Raw genomic sequence first — 13,372 nt, forward strand, 5'->3', positions numbered from 1 at the left:
AATGATCTCGGTAAGAGGGAGAGTGGTCTCGGGAAGCGGATTAGGTGCTTTCTACGTCGAACTCTATAGAAGCCTTTTTATAAAATACCTCGAAATCGACCCTTTCCCCGGGACCCTGAATATTGAGGTACTAGATTACCCTATTTTAGAGAAAGCCTTGGCACTATTAGATCCTATAATTATACCACCGCCTAGAGAAGGGTATGGAAACGTCCTCGTATACAGGGCCTTGCTAGAGAGGATCCCGGTCTATATAGTAAGGCCTGAGAAAACACAGCACCCCCCTAGGATCGTCGAGGTAGTGTCGGAAAGATACCTGAGGAAAACCCTGAATCTTAGAGACGGGGATATCGTTGTCTTAACCCTAGCGGTGTAGCGAAGATTTAATAGGCTAGCATATAATTAGAAAGTTCTCGGGCTAACAATTATCAACGAAGTGCTCTGGCTATGCGTGATATAGCTGTTAAAATTGTTAACTTTACCAAAAAATTCGGAAACTTCACCGCAGTCGATAACCTAAACCTTGAAATATTCGATAAGGAGATCTTCGGCTTACTCGGCCCGAACGGTTCAGGTAAATCGACAACTCTGTTAACAATCGCTACAGTCTACAAGCCCACGTCAGGAGATATTATAGTATATGGTCATAGCGTTTCGAGAGAAGACTACGAGGTACGGAAGCTGGTAGGTATAGCGTTCCAGGATCCTAAAGCGCTTTGGATCGACAAGGTTGAAGATATGCTTGAATGGCATGCTAGGGTAGTAGGCTATAGCAGGTCTGATGCAAGAAAGATTGTCAAAGAGGTTCTTGAAACCCTCGACCTATGGGAGCATAGAAATAAATACTTCTACCAGTTGAGCGGCGGGACGCGTAAGAAGCTGGAATTAGCGAAAGTGCTCATACAGAAGCCGAGACTGGCGATACTAGATGAGCCCACAGCCCAGGTCGACGTTCCTACTAAGCACAAGCTCTGGAATATAATTAGGGAATTGAGAGATGAGGGTTCTACTATAATTATTGCGACGAACGATATGTTTGAAGCCGAGAAAGTCTGCGAGAGGATCGGGATTATATACAAAGGGAGGTTGGTCGCAGTAGATACAGTTAGCGGCTTGAAAGATAGGATACCAGCTGGCGACGTTATAGAGGTTGTCGTAGAAGGAGACGGGAGGATCACTAAGGTGGTAGAAGAATTGTCTGCGATCGGTAGGGTAGAATATAGCAACGGAATTCTTAGGATATATGTTGAGAAAGGAGAGGAAAAAGCTGTGATTGTAGCAGACATGCTTAGAACCAGGGGTTTCAAAGTGAAATCCCTCATGATTAAAGAGCCTACGCTAGATGATGTTTTCATGTATTTCACGGGGGCGAGGCTTACAAGTGGTTTTGAGCAGTAGAGACGTCTATGATTTACTGCATATTATCGAATGGGATGTAAGAAAGCTCCGTAAGCAGACGTTGTTCGTTGTAATGAGAACAACATGGTTTATACTCCAGGTCATTGTCTTCGGATATACTCTCTCATACCTCGTTAGATCATACCCTGGTTTTAACTACTACGATTTCTACCTGCTAGGAGTCTTTATCTCTCTTGTCTACTCGGTTAGTATATCCAGGGGCTACGAGTTGGCAGATGAATTCGATGAAGGTATTATCGAGTACCATTTAGCCTTACCAGTTAAGAGGAGTGTGCTAGCTCTAGGAAGGGTGTTAGGAGGGTCTATTTCATCATTCCTATTCACACTCCCAATGTACGTCCTAGTCCTAGCTATAGTAGGAGTGGTGAGCCTTACAGGGTTAGCTGTATCATTGATAATGATATACGTTTTTTCAATGGGTGTTGTCGGTTTTGTCGTAACCATTGTTCTAAGCGTTAAATCCACGGATGCTACAGACATCCTCATAGGCGTCATAGACGCTCTCCTAATAAGGCTTAGCACGGTCTTCTACCCTGCTCCAGTATTGATGAAGATTATGCCCTACTACTATGCCTCGATATTTAATCCCGTGTCAAGCATCTCCGACTTCTTGAGGAATCTTTTCCTACCCGAGTACGCTATATACACGAGTCTACCGCCTGAAGCCCAGGTCGCTTATATCGTTGGCTTAGCGGTTGGATTCTCGTATCTAGCACTCTATATTGTTTCCAACAGGCTTGAGGCAGGAGGGTGGAAGTAGAGTGTGGAAGGCGATTGTGATTGCGGAGAGAGATTTGAGAAGGTTCTGGAGGTACAGGTTCTGGCTTGCTGGTCAAATAGTCATGAATATCGCGGATATAGTTATATTCGGCCTCGTCTTCAGTAGTATGATCACTATTCCGGGCTACGTTAAATTCATTACTCCAGGTATTTTGTCTCTAGCGATGTTCATATCGAGTTTCAGCATCGGCAGGGAGGTAGGGGTCGAGCTTAGGAGGGAGGTTACCGACTACCTGGTCTCGCTCCCAGTCTCGAGGTTTGAGCTGGTCTTCGGCAGGTTTCTAGGAGGGGCTCTCAGAGGGATAATATACCAGTCTGGTTTCATAATACTGGCCCTGATCATAGTTGGTGCCCCGACTATTTCCGGGTGGGCTATCATAGTGTATACATCAATAACCTTGTCATTTGCTATGTCGGCTCTATCAATAGCTTTATCGACGGTCACAAAAGATTTCAATCTCCAAGCAACGATAAGGTCGGTAACATACTACATTCTCTTCTTCTTCTCCAATATATTCTATCCAGCACAAGCTATCGCTATGAGGCTTGGTCCCCTCGGAGGTATAGTATCCTATATGCCTTTATCGGTTGCTACATCACTCTATAGGTGGGGGTTTAGGTATAGTGTAGACGTGGATATTGAAGGAAATGTTGTGCTACTAGCAGCCTGGACCCTGGTACTGGTCTCGGTTTCATGGCTGTTATACCAGAGGAATATCACTAGGAAAGGATGAGTATTTAGGCTGATCCACGCATCGTCCACAGCATAGGTTTTAAACCCTTTTTCCATAGTCTAGAATCTAAGGTGATAATTACGTCTAGGAGGAAGGAGGAGAAAGCCCCTAGTACCCAATACGAGCACTTAGTGCTTACATCGCCCGACTTAAACGAGGACCTAATCAGGAAGTTTGAGAGAGAGTTGAAGAAGATGGCTCAACCCTACGTAACCCCCTACATAGTATCGCAGCAGTTAGGGGTGAAGGTCTCAACAGCTAAGAAACTCCTGAGGATCGCTGAGGAAAAAGGCCTTATAAAAATAGTCTCGCACACAAGGAGAGTTAGGGTTTACGTCCCCTCAAAACAGGGGTAGAAACATTTATTAGGTTTATTGAGGGAATTTTGTATATGGGTTGAAGCCGCCTAGGCGATGGGAGCAGTGCTCCAAGCCTGGGCAGGCTAAAAGTAGATGGGAGCCCTGTGCCGTTGGGCTCGACAACCACCCATGACCCCATAGTGATAGCCCGTGACCTGTGGGCGAGGTGGAAGTCCCTAGAGGTGACCTTAAATAACCCTAAAAATCATGGAATGACCCTCTAGGGACAAACGGTAGTCTAATCTAGCCACACTATCTCCACACATTTATCCAGCGTTCTCCCGCTAACGGTGGTTTTGGGTATTTTTAAGAATCTTTAATTCCGTTAACGGGGCTAGCCCTCGGCACAGGAACACTAACTTCACTCACACCTCATGGAGTCCCCAACTGGGTTTTAAATATCTTAGCCCAATGCTTACAGCTCCGATAACATCTCTTTCCAACACTTCCACCCTGTAAACCTCGTGTAATTTCCTGTCTCTGAATAGAGCTAGCGTAAAGTTGTTCTCGTTGGCATCTTCAGGCGACGGCATCCCTAAGGCTGTACGAAACCTCGTAGCCTCTTACAAAGGTTATAACTGTAAACCCCGCCTATTAGGGCGGGATGGCAGTCAGAAGTAAACCTTGATGGAGAAGGGATGTGAACTAGTTTTAGGCTGGCCTAAACTCTTTCCTGAAGCCGCTGTATATTTTCTCCATCCTATCCCCATAGGTGTCTAATAGTTTTGCTTCAGCACGGAGGCCTGTGCAGTGCCCGGGGTACACGTATTCTACTCCTTCGCTAACCAGCTCTTTAACAACTCTTTCTATAGTAGGCGGCTCGGAGCCCGCTAGGTGGAAGCCACCAATTAACACTATCCTGCTCCTACCCGTAACCCTTCTAGCCTGTCTTACAATGTTTGATACCCCGCTGTGGGAACACCCTGCTAGCACGATAGCATAGTCGCCGACGTTGATTGCTAGTCCTGTGTCGTCTAGCATAGGGTTGTCGATTAAGACTCCGTCCTGAATGGTTTTAAATCCCCTAATAGCATAGCTGTTATCGTAGAATCTCTCGACTTCTCCTAGGAACCAGATCCCCGAGAATATTTCGAGAGGGTTTCTAACGAGCATGGCATGGAATACTGTTTCGAGAGCGTTACGCGCTTCCTTCGACAGCCCGATGTATCTAATACCTTTCTCCCCCGTGCTATAACAGGGCTTTAGGATATCCGGGTGGGCTATCAGGAGCCTGCCTCGCGCTATATCCGATAATGCTGTAATACCACCAGTGTGATCCCAGTGCCCGTGTGATAAGACGATAGCGTCAACCTTCCTCAAGTCTATCCCTAAGGCTTCCGAATTAGATAGCAGAACCCTTCCACTACCTCCGGTGTCAAACAGGATCCTTTTCACCGTGCTGTTATCGTATTCTACTTCGATTAAAACGCTGAAACCGTGTTCAGCAAGCAACCCTGCCTGGAACCCGGAGTAGTCGTCTACTAGGATAAGCACGTTAAGCCTTGAAACCTCCATTTAGAACCGCCTAACTATCTTATTGACAGTAGCGGCTGATAAAAAATACCCCCCAGGACGCATTTCATAGAGAGTATTCTCAGGCGATGAGGATTTAACCCCCTTGTCTAATCATCATAGTGTAGGCCGCCGTAGTATAGCCCGGTCAAGTATGCGGGCCTTTCGAGCCCGTGACCCGGGTTCAAATCCCGGCGGCGGCATCCTATCCTGCTGTTGAAAGTTATAAGCCCTAGTCGAATACTAGATAATGGAGCGGCGGTCGTCTAGCCTGGACTAGGACGCCGGCCTTCCAAGCCGGAAATCCCGGGTTCAAATCCCGGCCGCCGCATCAGCGGTTTATCTATTTTAAGTACTATTGTACTACCCACTGGGTGAATCCACGGCTTTTGCTATTGGGAGTTGGCGATCCATATAGTGGCGCTCAGTCACGTATGGTTCTGTTCTTCTGCTTTGTATAGATTGCCCTCCACAAATTCTTGTTCCATACAAGTGGGCTTGTAATAGATTCCAATGGTGGATTTTTACATGGCTTATTTAATCAAAATTTTTTAGCCTCTCCAATGGTTTGTTAGATTGGCTAAACTAACGGTGTTTTCGGAAATGGAATTAGACCTGCTTCCAGCACTGACCCCGTATTTGCTGATAGCCCTCGCATTCTTTATGCCTCTCCTAAGGTTTTTGAGTAAGGGTAGGCTTGTAGCCAGGGTTTTATCCCTCCTGGGTTTAATTATAGCTTTCGTTTTCTCCGTATTAATAGTTCAAGCGACTAGTAAAGGGAGCATACTATTTTATGCCCTAGGAGGGTTCCCTCCCCCTATCGGGATCGTTTACACGGTGGACTGGTTTTCATCTCTCCTTGGATTACTGGTAGCATCACTATTCCTGCTACTAGCTCCTTTATCTCCTGTTTTCGTAGATGATAACGAGTACTATTACTCGGCTCTGCTAGCCCTGGAAGCAGGCTTACTTGGGGTTTTATACACTGGTGATATATTCAATATGTTTGTCATGCTCGAAGTCTTCACGATCGCAGCATTCGTGCTTATATCGGCGGCTAGGACTAGAGAGGCTTTCAAAGCAACAATAATCTATGCTATTGTCGGTATGGTTGCTGGCACATTCTTCTTTTTCGCAGCAGTCCTAGTATATTATGTAACAGGTGTTCTAAACATTGGCCAGGCTGCTGCAATAGTATCGCATATACTACCTCCTCTAGGAAGGAGCGTAGATCCGGGTTCTTCGATAGTAATCCCTATCTTCATAGTGTTATGGTCTATGCTAGTTGAATCCGCGATATCACCCTTACACTTCTGGCTCCCCGAAGCATATTCCTACGCCCCGCCAGTAATATCGTCGATCCTAAGCGGGCTAGCTGAATCAATGGCGTTCTACGTAATCGCTAGAGTCTATTACACACTATACGGTGGAATGCCCGACTACGTGATGTGGCTGATCGGTTTACTCGGAGGGTTGACTATAGCTGTCGCTACAGCAGGGATTCTAACAACAGAAGACTTGATGAAGATGCTTAGCTACACTGTGATATTGGATTCGGGAATGATAGCATTAGCGCTATCCCAGGGTTCCACTGGCCTAGCGCCAATGCTAGCCTATGCTATAGCCCACGCTATTGTCAAACCTATACTATTCCTAAGCGGCGGGTACATTGTTTCAAAAACAGGCTCGTCTAGAATAAAGGATCTACCCGGCTTAATGAGAAGCGACTGGGCGGTCTCTCTGCCTTTCGTAATAGGTGTTTTAAACGTTATCGGGATACCTCCTACACTCATGTTCATGGCTAAACTACAGCTATACCAGGCTGCCCTAGAAACCTTCTTAGCCGGTAATCTGGCTTCTATTATCACACTAGTGATGGTACCTGTAGGCTCGGCTGCTGCGTTGATCGGTTTCATAAAGGTTTTAACACCGCTTTTCACGCAAGCTCCTACTCTAAGAGTGGCGAGGCCTCCTACGTATCTAAGGATTGTACTACTAGTACTCTCGCTGACAAGCATTATAGCCGGGTTCTTATACTACTTTATCCTACCCGTTATACAAGGTGCTACGGGATCTCTCCTAGCGCGTTACAATTACATAAAAACCGTTTTACCCAAGGTCGCTAGAGGTGTATAGGATTGTCTGGTCTACTCCAGAGATTCATAAACTGGGCTAGGTCGCGGAGCCCCTGGATGATTCATTACTGTGCAGCATGCGGCGCGGTAGAATTCCCGCCTCTTGTAATGAGCCCTCTAGACTGGGAAAGATACGGTTACATGCCGGTGCCTTCTCCAAGGCAATCGGATTTCATAGCTGGAATGGGTTATTTGACTAGGAAAACTGTTAAACTAATGATTAATTTATACAGGCAGATGCCTAGCCCCAAGTACGTTGTCGCCGGGTGCAATTGTACTGCTACAGGAGGCTTATACTGGGATTCCTACGCTACATACAAGAGGCTCGACGATTTCTTCACGGTGTCGGGCTGGGTACTTGGGTGCATGCCAATGCCAGACGATTGGACGAGCCTCATAGTAGACTTGAGGAGGCAGATTGAGAACGGGCTGGGTTCAGATAAACTAGTTGGATACGAGGAGCTTATTAAGAAGATCGAGGAGGAAGAGAAGAGGTGGCGTATAGAGTACTTTAAGAGCGTTCAGGACAAAATGAATTACGAGTTTAGAGAGACTTATCCCGAGTGCGCGGAGAGGTACGAGGATAAGAAGCTCTGTATAACAACGATCGAGAATTCGAAGATTAGGGCTGTTCTTAGCGAGCTCAAGAGCAAGGGCTATATATTATTATCTAATATCGATGCCGTAGACTATCCTAAAAACGGCGTGATAGAACTGTACTATATTGTTGAGAACCCGAGCGATGGGAGCCAGGTAGCGGTTAAAACCTATGTGCCTAGGGCTAGACCGGTGATCGATACTGTAAGCGACATATATCCTAACGCGTTGTTTATTGAGAGAGAAGTATACGAGATGATGGGGATAGAGTTCAAGGGGCATCCCAGGCTAGAAAAATGGATTCTAGACGGTAACTGGGAGGGCCCACCGCCTCTGAGGAAAGATGTTGATACAGCCTCTTACATAGTCAAAGTATTCTACAAGGATGATAAATATGGCAGATAGGTACACATTGTATTTCGGACCCCAGCATCCAGGAGCTCCTGGGAATATCGGGTTTAGGCTCGTGCTAGAAGGGGAGAGGATAGTTAGTGCAGAGGTTATACCAGGATTCCTCCATAGGGGTTTCGAGAAAATGCTTGAGAACAGGAAGTGGGAGAACAGCTTCGTCCTATCCTACAGGTTCTGTGTCGAAGACCCCGATCCCTTCGAGATCGCGTATGCTGAGGCACTGGAGAAGATATTTAGGATCGAACCGCCTGAGAAAGCGAAATACTTTAGAATGGTGCAGGGGGAATTCTCAAGGATAGCATCACACATGTTCTGGGTTCACTTCATGGCTGGCTCGGTAGGCCTTAGGACACCAGCATACTGGGCTCTAGCTGCAAGAGAAGAGATATTGAAATGGTTCGCCTGGGTTTCCGGGCATAGGGTATATCATAATATTAGTGTCCCCGGCGGGATTAGGAGCGATGTCCCCGAGGGTGTGAGGGAGACTACTATCAATCTTACGTACCGTGTCGAAGACCTGGTTAGAGATGTTGAGAAAGCACTTTTAAACAATAGGGTTTTCAGAGCGAGGACTAGGGGTATCGGAGTAATCAATGGTTTAAAAGCACTGGAGCTCGGGGCAACTGGGCCTGTTGTAAGAGCCGGCGGGGTGAGATACGATACTAGGAAGGCTGCTCCATACGCGAACTATAGCAAAGTAGAGTTTGAGATACCTGTAGGAGAATATGGCGACGCATACGATAGGGCTGTGGTGAGATTTAGAGAAGTGTACGAGAGCCTGAAGATAATAAGACAAGCTATTGGAGAAGTAAGGCGTGGCGACGCTTTCAGAGTAAAAATACCTCTTACGGCACCTCCTGGGAGAGGATATGCTAGGGTTGAAGCAGCCAGAGGAGAGTATACTGTCCACGTTATCAGCACCGGGGGAAGGTCGCCGTACAGGGTTAGGCTGAAAAGCCCTTCTATGCCTCTTCTAACAACGGTATTAGATTACATAATCAAAAACGAGGAGGTTACTATAGCGGACTTCCCTGTTATACTCGCATCACTTGACCCATGTCCCCCGGATATCGATAGGTGATGGATGGTGCTGAGTACTATAATAAAATCCATTGAATACTTGTTTAGAAAACCTTATACAAGGCTTGTTCCAGCAGGGTCTAAACCTTTCAAAACAGAGAGGTTGAGAGGCTCGCACATCCTAGATATGGAGAAGTGTACTGGCTGCTCGATGTGCCAGCTTGTATGCCCCGCTAACGCTATAGATATGGTTGAAGTAGAAGGCAACTACCCTCACAACCCTAGAAGGAGGTTTCCGAGAATAGACCTGCACAAGTGTACATTCTGCGCTCTCTGCGTCGAGTACTGCCCGTTTAACGCTCTATACATGACAGATATCACTGGTTTCGAACTATATACAAGGGACAAGAGGACCACGTTGAAGAACCCTCTGGAACTATCTAGAGGCGACTACTCTAGGATAACTGTTAGAAGGGAAATGTTCATGGTTCGTGAAGAGGTGAAACGCGGTGGTTGACCCCTCACTCTTAAACTACGTGCTGCCATTAGCGCTAGGGTTCTACAGCATAGCATTCTCGATATACAGCATAATAGCAATTAGGGGTCCAACGGTTCCGGATATGGTGCTAGCCCTCGATGTCATGACTGTTGATCTAATAGTAATCTATCTTCTGATAGCGTTATTCTACCAGTCCCCTATCCTAGCAATAGGCGCTATACCGTTGGCAGCATGGGTCTTCCTCCTAGACATGGTTGTATCCAAGTACCTGCTGGAGGCGAGGAAAAAATGATAGACCTAGCGTTATTCGTAGTAGGTTCAATACTACTCTTAATGAGCTCGATTCTATCGCTGATAGGAGCTGTCGGATTCCTCAGGTTTAGGAATTTCTTCCTCCGTCTGCACCCGGCTACCGTAGGCTCGATTGGCGGTGGTGTGTACGCTTTGATCGGTATAGCGTTGTTAACCGCTTCTCTAGATATTCCCGATTACGTGAAATACTATGTGGTCGGAGTGTCTATTATTTCGGCTGCGCTCATAGTCTTCGCCTCGCCAACGGGTTCGCATATTTTAGCTCGTGCAGCATATAGGTCTCGCGAGACTAGGCCTGAGCCGATAATAAGAGATAAGTTGAAGGAGGCTGGTGTAGCATGACCCCGATCATAATGCTATTGCTAGCAGCCTTCTCTTCTACAATGGCGTTGATAGCGGCGTTGAAAATAGTGTTTGAGAAAGACGTATTGAAAGCAATTGTGATCTCCGGCGTTGAATCCCTATTTTACTCTATACTATTAGCGGTCTTCCTCGCTCCAGACCTCCTCATAGCTTATATCGCTGTAGGGCTAGGCTTGAATTCGGCAATACTAATCTACGCTCTAAGGGGAGGTGAAAGATATGAGGAGACGGCTTGAAGACATTGGGCTATTAATCTCCCTGTTAATAGGTGTGTTACTTACATACTATCTAGTAGCTTCAGGCATAGTATCTACATCGGCTGGGAATACATACCTGGCAAGAACGTATCTTGTGAACGTCCCATATATCTATTCCCCATACACTAGTAGGAGTCCAGAAGTAGTTACAAGCGTGATCTGGGATCAGAGGGGCTTCGACACGTATTTCGAGACATCGGTATTATTCATCGCAATAATGGGGTTACTGTATGTTGCAGGCGCTAGGATCGAGGGGGGTTCCGCAAGCCCTATTGCTACAGTCATACCAAGGGTTATAGTTAAAATAATATTCCCCGTCATAATAGTTGTCTCGGTCTCGGTCGCAATACACGGCCACTTAACGCCTGGCGGCGGGTTCCAGGGGGGCTCTATATTCGCAGTAGCACCATACATGTTCCTCCTCATATTCGGGTGGAAGGCCCTTGAGGAGAAGGGTTTTAAGAGCAAGGTTTTAATCTTCTTGAGATCGCTTGCTGTCACCCTTATCGCCTTAACAGGGTCGATCATACTGATATTAGGCTTCGTGAAAGGAGTGGACGCAAGCCTATTCCAGAATCAGCCTAAGCCACCCTATTCCCCTATAGGCTATCCAGCATGGTTCCAGCTCCCATGGGACGGTATATTCCTTTTCTCCGGTTCCCTCATGATACTAAACCTATTAGAGTTCACTGCTGTTTCAACCGGTTTCACGCTCGCGCTTGCGATTATTGATTCGATTACCGGTGGTAGGGAGTGATAGAGAGCTATATATACGTATATATAGTGTTAACGATAACTGCTACAATAGGCGTATCGCTATACGGGATAGTTTCTAGACCGCATATCGTTAAGAAGCTTGTTTTACTCACGATCCTAGCGGATGCTATGAATATCCTCGTGGTTTTGTTCGGGTATTATATTGGGGCAGTATCTCCACCAGTCTATCCCGGCGGGAGCCTAGAAGGATTCCAGTTCCCCTCACTAGAAGAATTGACCCGGTTCTCTGAAATAAGCGTAGACCCGATACCCCAGGTACTGATTGTTACAGCAATTGTTATAGGCCTAGCCGAACTACTATTTTTATCTCTAGTAACCTATAGCTTGGGATCTAAATATAAGACTCTGATTATCGACAAGCTGGAGGCTGGTGGGGAATGAGAAGGTATATTCTAATCGGTCTCTCCCTGGCATTAGTCTACCTAGTATACACTGGTAGCTTAGGAGTTATCGAAGCGATAATAGCACTAGTCACCGGGTTCATACTATCTGCTGTTATCGGAGGTGACCTCGTAAAGAATGAGAGCAAGCTGAGCTTGAAGAGGTTTCTAGATGCTGTAGTTTACGCATTCAAGTATTTCACTATAATAGAATACATTGCCCACAAACAGGTTGTTACCGCAATACTCTCAAGGAATCCGAACCTAAAGCCTGCTATCGTAGAAGTACCCTACTATGTTAACAGCGAATTCGCTATAGCTACAATAGCAAATTCAATTACCAACACTCCAGGGACGGTGGTTATCGATGTCGACGAGGGCAAGAAGAAGTTCTACGTGCACTGGATTTTCGCCGAGGCGTTTGAAGGCGAGGAGGCTAGGAAAGGTGTTTCAGCAGAATTCGAGGAATGGGCTAGGAAGATTTTTGACTAGGTGGTATGGATGATGTTAGACCTTCCCCTATTTACAGCACTAGTCTCCGCTGCAACCCTATTGCTGGGCCTATTAATATACTATGTATTCTACTATTTGTTCCAAGCCCTCGCGGGGAGAAAGATTGCAGAGGAAGATACGGTTAAAAAGAAGATTATTATGAGCGGCTTTATAGTTGAAAATCCAGAGTTTCCATCTATAACCACACTGCTGAAAGATATTTTCTCAAGATCCTTTAGGAGAGGGTTCAGGCTTGTTGAAAGAGTCGGATCTAGCTATGTATTCGACTGGTACCTCATAGGGTATATCCTAGTGCTTATAATACTGCTCGTAGGTGTACTCGTATGGATGCCCAGATAGCCTGGTGGCTTGTGGATCTACTAGTCTATCCCGGCTTGTTATTCATGATAGTACTCATAATCATTACACAGTGGATGTATAGGAAAGTAACGGCTAGGATACAGTATAGGAGAGGGCCTATACATGCAGGCCCCTTTGGAATCCTACAGCCACTAGCTGATTTAATCAAGCTTTTGAGCAAGGAGGATGTGATAAACGAGTATGGTTTGGATAAGGGCCCTATCCTCATCATATCGCTTGCTATAGGGGGATTGATAGCTATTGTAACGGTTACGCCTGTAGCAATACATCCTATAACGTCGCCGTATGACTCAATCGTCATAATATATCTTCTAGCGCTAATACCCTTCTCGCTAGCATTCCTAACCCTATCCAGCCCCAACCCCTATACGAATATAGGTATAGCGAGATACCTAGCACTACTAATATCCGCCGAGCCTCCCCTGGTGATGAGCCTGCTAGCCCCTATTGTTCTCGCGTCTAAATACTATAATGCGGGATTCTCGGTCTACTATACTTCCATAGAGTCATGGAGGCTATGGTTTTACAACCCTGTTGCCATGTTTTTAGCAGCGGTAGCAGCCTTCATAAGCATGCTGGGAGTAATGATGGTCAAACCCTTCGACTCGCCTGAGGCCGAGGCCGAGATATACTGGGGCCTTTACACGGAGCTCGGCGGGCCCAGGCTAGCTCTAGGAATGTTTGCTAAATTCGCTGAGAGAATAGTTTACCCGCTGGTTTACACACTAATATTCCTAGGATTCTCATGGCCTATTACTACGGGAGGCTATATAACATCTACTATAGTAGTCTTTGCTAAATTCCTTATAGTATTCCTAGCTATTACAATAATCGACGCCTCAATGCCTAGGTTCAGACCAGATCAATTAGTAAGCTTTTTCGTGAAATACATGTATCCAATATCCATCCTCAGCCTAGTAATCGCTTTTATAAGATAGGATTTA

Annotated in this window: 19 protein-coding genes and 2 tRNA genes; 19 read left to right on the forward strand and 2 right to left on the reverse strand. The window is 46.1% G+C overall.

Going from position 1 to position 13,372, the window contains the following annotated elements:
* The first annotated feature begins 1 nt into the window (after position 1).
* The 5 genes from ACSU1N_RS04590 (at position 2) to ACSU1N_RS04610 (ending at position 3,289) form a co-directional block, all read left to right on the forward strand.
* Positions 2 to 376, forward strand: a complete 375-nt coding sequence (locus tag ACSU1N_RS04590) for a DUF120 domain-containing protein (RefSeq protein WP_440059068.1) — start codon at positions 2 to 4, stop codon at positions 374 to 376.
* 71 nt (positions 377 to 447) lie between these two features.
* Positions 448 to 1,398: an ATP-binding cassette domain-containing protein gene (locus tag ACSU1N_RS04595; RefSeq protein ID WP_440059069.1), complete on the forward strand. Its 951-nt coding sequence runs from the start codon at positions 448 to 450 to the stop codon at positions 1,396 to 1,398.
* Positions 1,382 to 2,179, forward strand: coding sequence for an ABC transporter (locus ACSU1N_RS04600; RefSeq protein WP_440059070.1), 798 nt, complete (start codon positions 1,382 to 1,384; stop codon positions 2,177 to 2,179). The genes ACSU1N_RS04595 and ACSU1N_RS04600 overlap by 17 nt, the downstream gene beginning before the upstream one ends.
* 1 nt (position 2,180) lies before the next feature.
* Positions 2,181 to 2,933, forward strand: coding sequence for an ABC transporter permease (locus ACSU1N_RS04605; protein WP_440059071.1), 753 nt, complete (start codon positions 2,181 to 2,183; stop codon positions 2,931 to 2,933).
* Between the two features lie 71 nt (positions 2,934 to 3,004).
* The gene (locus ACSU1N_RS04610) at positions 3,005 to 3,289 is read left to right on the forward strand and encodes a 30S ribosomal protein S25 (RefSeq protein ID WP_440059072.1); all 285 of its coding nucleotides are present in this window, start codon (positions 3,005 to 3,007) and stop codon (positions 3,287 to 3,289) included.
* 368 nt (positions 3,290 to 3,657) lie between these two features.
* Here ACSU1N_RS04610 and ACSU1N_RS04615 read toward each other — a convergent pair whose 3' ends face one another.
* Together ACSU1N_RS04615 and ACSU1N_RS04620 are read right to left on the reverse strand one after the other, a co-directional pair.
* Complete coding sequence (locus ACSU1N_RS04615; protein WP_440059073.1) at positions 3,658 to 3,825, reverse strand: hypothetical protein; 168 nt, start codon at positions 3,823 to 3,825, stop codon at positions 3,658 to 3,660.
* Between the two features lie 118 nt (positions 3,826 to 3,943).
* Positions 3,944 to 4,807 carry an MBL fold metallo-hydrolase gene (locus ACSU1N_RS04620; protein ID WP_440059074.1) on the reverse strand — a complete coding sequence of 288 codons (864 nt, stop codon included), beginning with the start codon at positions 4,805 to 4,807 and terminating at the stop codon, positions 3,944 to 3,946.
* 125 nt (positions 4,808 to 4,932) lie between these two features.
* Here ACSU1N_RS04620 and ACSU1N_RS04625 point away from each other — a divergent pair.
* The 14 genes from ACSU1N_RS04625 (at position 4,933) to ACSU1N_RS04690 (ending at position 13,366) form a co-directional block, all read left to right on the forward strand.
* Positions 4,933 to 5,007 (forward strand) — tRNA-Glu (locus tag ACSU1N_RS04625).
* Between the two features lie 52 nt (positions 5,008 to 5,059).
* A tRNA-Gly gene (locus ACSU1N_RS04630) sits at positions 5,060 to 5,135 on the forward strand.
* Between the two features lie 245 nt (positions 5,136 to 5,380).
* The gene (locus ACSU1N_RS04635; RefSeq protein ID WP_440059075.1) at positions 5,381 to 6,940 is read left to right on the forward strand and encodes a proton-conducting transporter transmembrane domain-containing protein; all 1,560 of its coding nucleotides are present in this window, start codon (positions 5,381 to 5,383) and stop codon (positions 6,938 to 6,940) included.
* 2 nt (positions 6,941 to 6,942) lie between these two features.
* The gene (gene nuoB / locus ACSU1N_RS04640; RefSeq protein WP_440059076.1) at positions 6,943 to 7,941 is read left to right on the forward strand and encodes an NADH-quinone oxidoreductase subunit NuoB; all 999 of its coding nucleotides are present in this window, start codon (positions 6,943 to 6,945) and stop codon (positions 7,939 to 7,941) included.
* Entirely contained in the window at positions 7,931 to 9,028 is a 1,098-nt protein-coding gene (locus ACSU1N_RS04645) for an NADH-quinone oxidoreductase subunit D (RefSeq protein ID WP_440059077.1), read from the forward strand. The genes nuoB and ACSU1N_RS04645 overlap by 11 nt, the downstream gene beginning before the upstream one ends.
* Positions 9,029 to 9,031: 3 nt before the next feature.
* Positions 9,032 to 9,484 (forward strand): 4Fe-4S binding protein, encoded by a 453-nt coding sequence (locus tag ACSU1N_RS04650; RefSeq protein ID WP_440059078.1) that lies wholly within the window; start codon positions 9,032 to 9,034, stop codon positions 9,482 to 9,484.
* Positions 9,477 to 9,758 carry a monovalent cation/H+ antiporter complex subunit F gene (locus ACSU1N_RS04655; protein WP_440059079.1) on the forward strand — a complete coding sequence of 94 codons (282 nt, stop codon included), beginning with the start codon at positions 9,477 to 9,479 and terminating at the stop codon, positions 9,756 to 9,758. The genes ACSU1N_RS04650 and ACSU1N_RS04655 overlap by 8 nt, the downstream gene beginning before the upstream one ends.
* Positions 9,755 to 10,120, forward strand: a complete 366-nt coding sequence (gene mnhG / locus ACSU1N_RS04660) for a monovalent cation/H(+) antiporter subunit G (protein ID WP_440059080.1) — start codon at positions 9,755 to 9,757, stop codon at positions 10,118 to 10,120. The genes ACSU1N_RS04655 and mnhG overlap by 4 nt, the downstream gene beginning before the upstream one ends.
* A complete protein-coding gene (locus tag ACSU1N_RS04665) occupies positions 10,117 to 10,377 on the forward strand; it encodes a Na(+)/H(+) antiporter subunit B (protein WP_440059081.1) in 261 nt (86 codons plus the stop codon). The genes mnhG and ACSU1N_RS04665 overlap by 4 nt, the downstream gene beginning before the upstream one ends.
* Complete coding sequence (locus tag ACSU1N_RS04670; protein ID WP_440059082.1) at positions 10,361 to 11,155, forward strand: MnhB domain-containing protein; 795 nt, start codon at positions 10,361 to 10,363, stop codon at positions 11,153 to 11,155. The genes ACSU1N_RS04665 and ACSU1N_RS04670 overlap by 17 nt, the downstream gene beginning before the upstream one ends.
* Entirely contained in the window at positions 11,152 to 11,556 is a 405-nt protein-coding gene (locus ACSU1N_RS04675) for an NADH-quinone oxidoreductase subunit K (protein ID WP_440059083.1), read from the forward strand. The genes ACSU1N_RS04670 and ACSU1N_RS04675 overlap by 4 nt, the downstream gene beginning before the upstream one ends.
* Positions 11,553 to 12,047, forward strand: a complete 495-nt coding sequence (locus ACSU1N_RS04680) for a Na+/H+ antiporter subunit E (RefSeq protein WP_440059084.1) — start codon at positions 11,553 to 11,555, stop codon at positions 12,045 to 12,047. The genes ACSU1N_RS04675 and ACSU1N_RS04680 overlap by 4 nt, the downstream gene beginning before the upstream one ends.
* Positions 12,048 to 12,056: 9 nt before the next feature.
* The gene (locus ACSU1N_RS04685) at positions 12,057 to 12,407 is read left to right on the forward strand and encodes a hypothetical protein (protein WP_440059085.1); all 351 of its coding nucleotides are present in this window, start codon (positions 12,057 to 12,059) and stop codon (positions 12,405 to 12,407) included.
* The gene (locus ACSU1N_RS04690) at positions 12,392 to 13,366 is read left to right on the forward strand and encodes a complex I subunit 1 family protein (protein ID WP_440059086.1); all 975 of its coding nucleotides are present in this window, start codon (positions 12,392 to 12,394) and stop codon (positions 13,364 to 13,366) included. The genes ACSU1N_RS04685 and ACSU1N_RS04690 overlap by 16 nt, the downstream gene beginning before the upstream one ends.
* Positions 13,367 to 13,372 lie beyond the last annotated feature (6 nt).

This window comes from Thermogladius sp. 4427co (assembly GCF_051933805.1).
GTDB lineage: Archaea > Thermoproteota > Thermoprotei_A > Sulfolobales > Desulfurococcaceae > Thermogladius.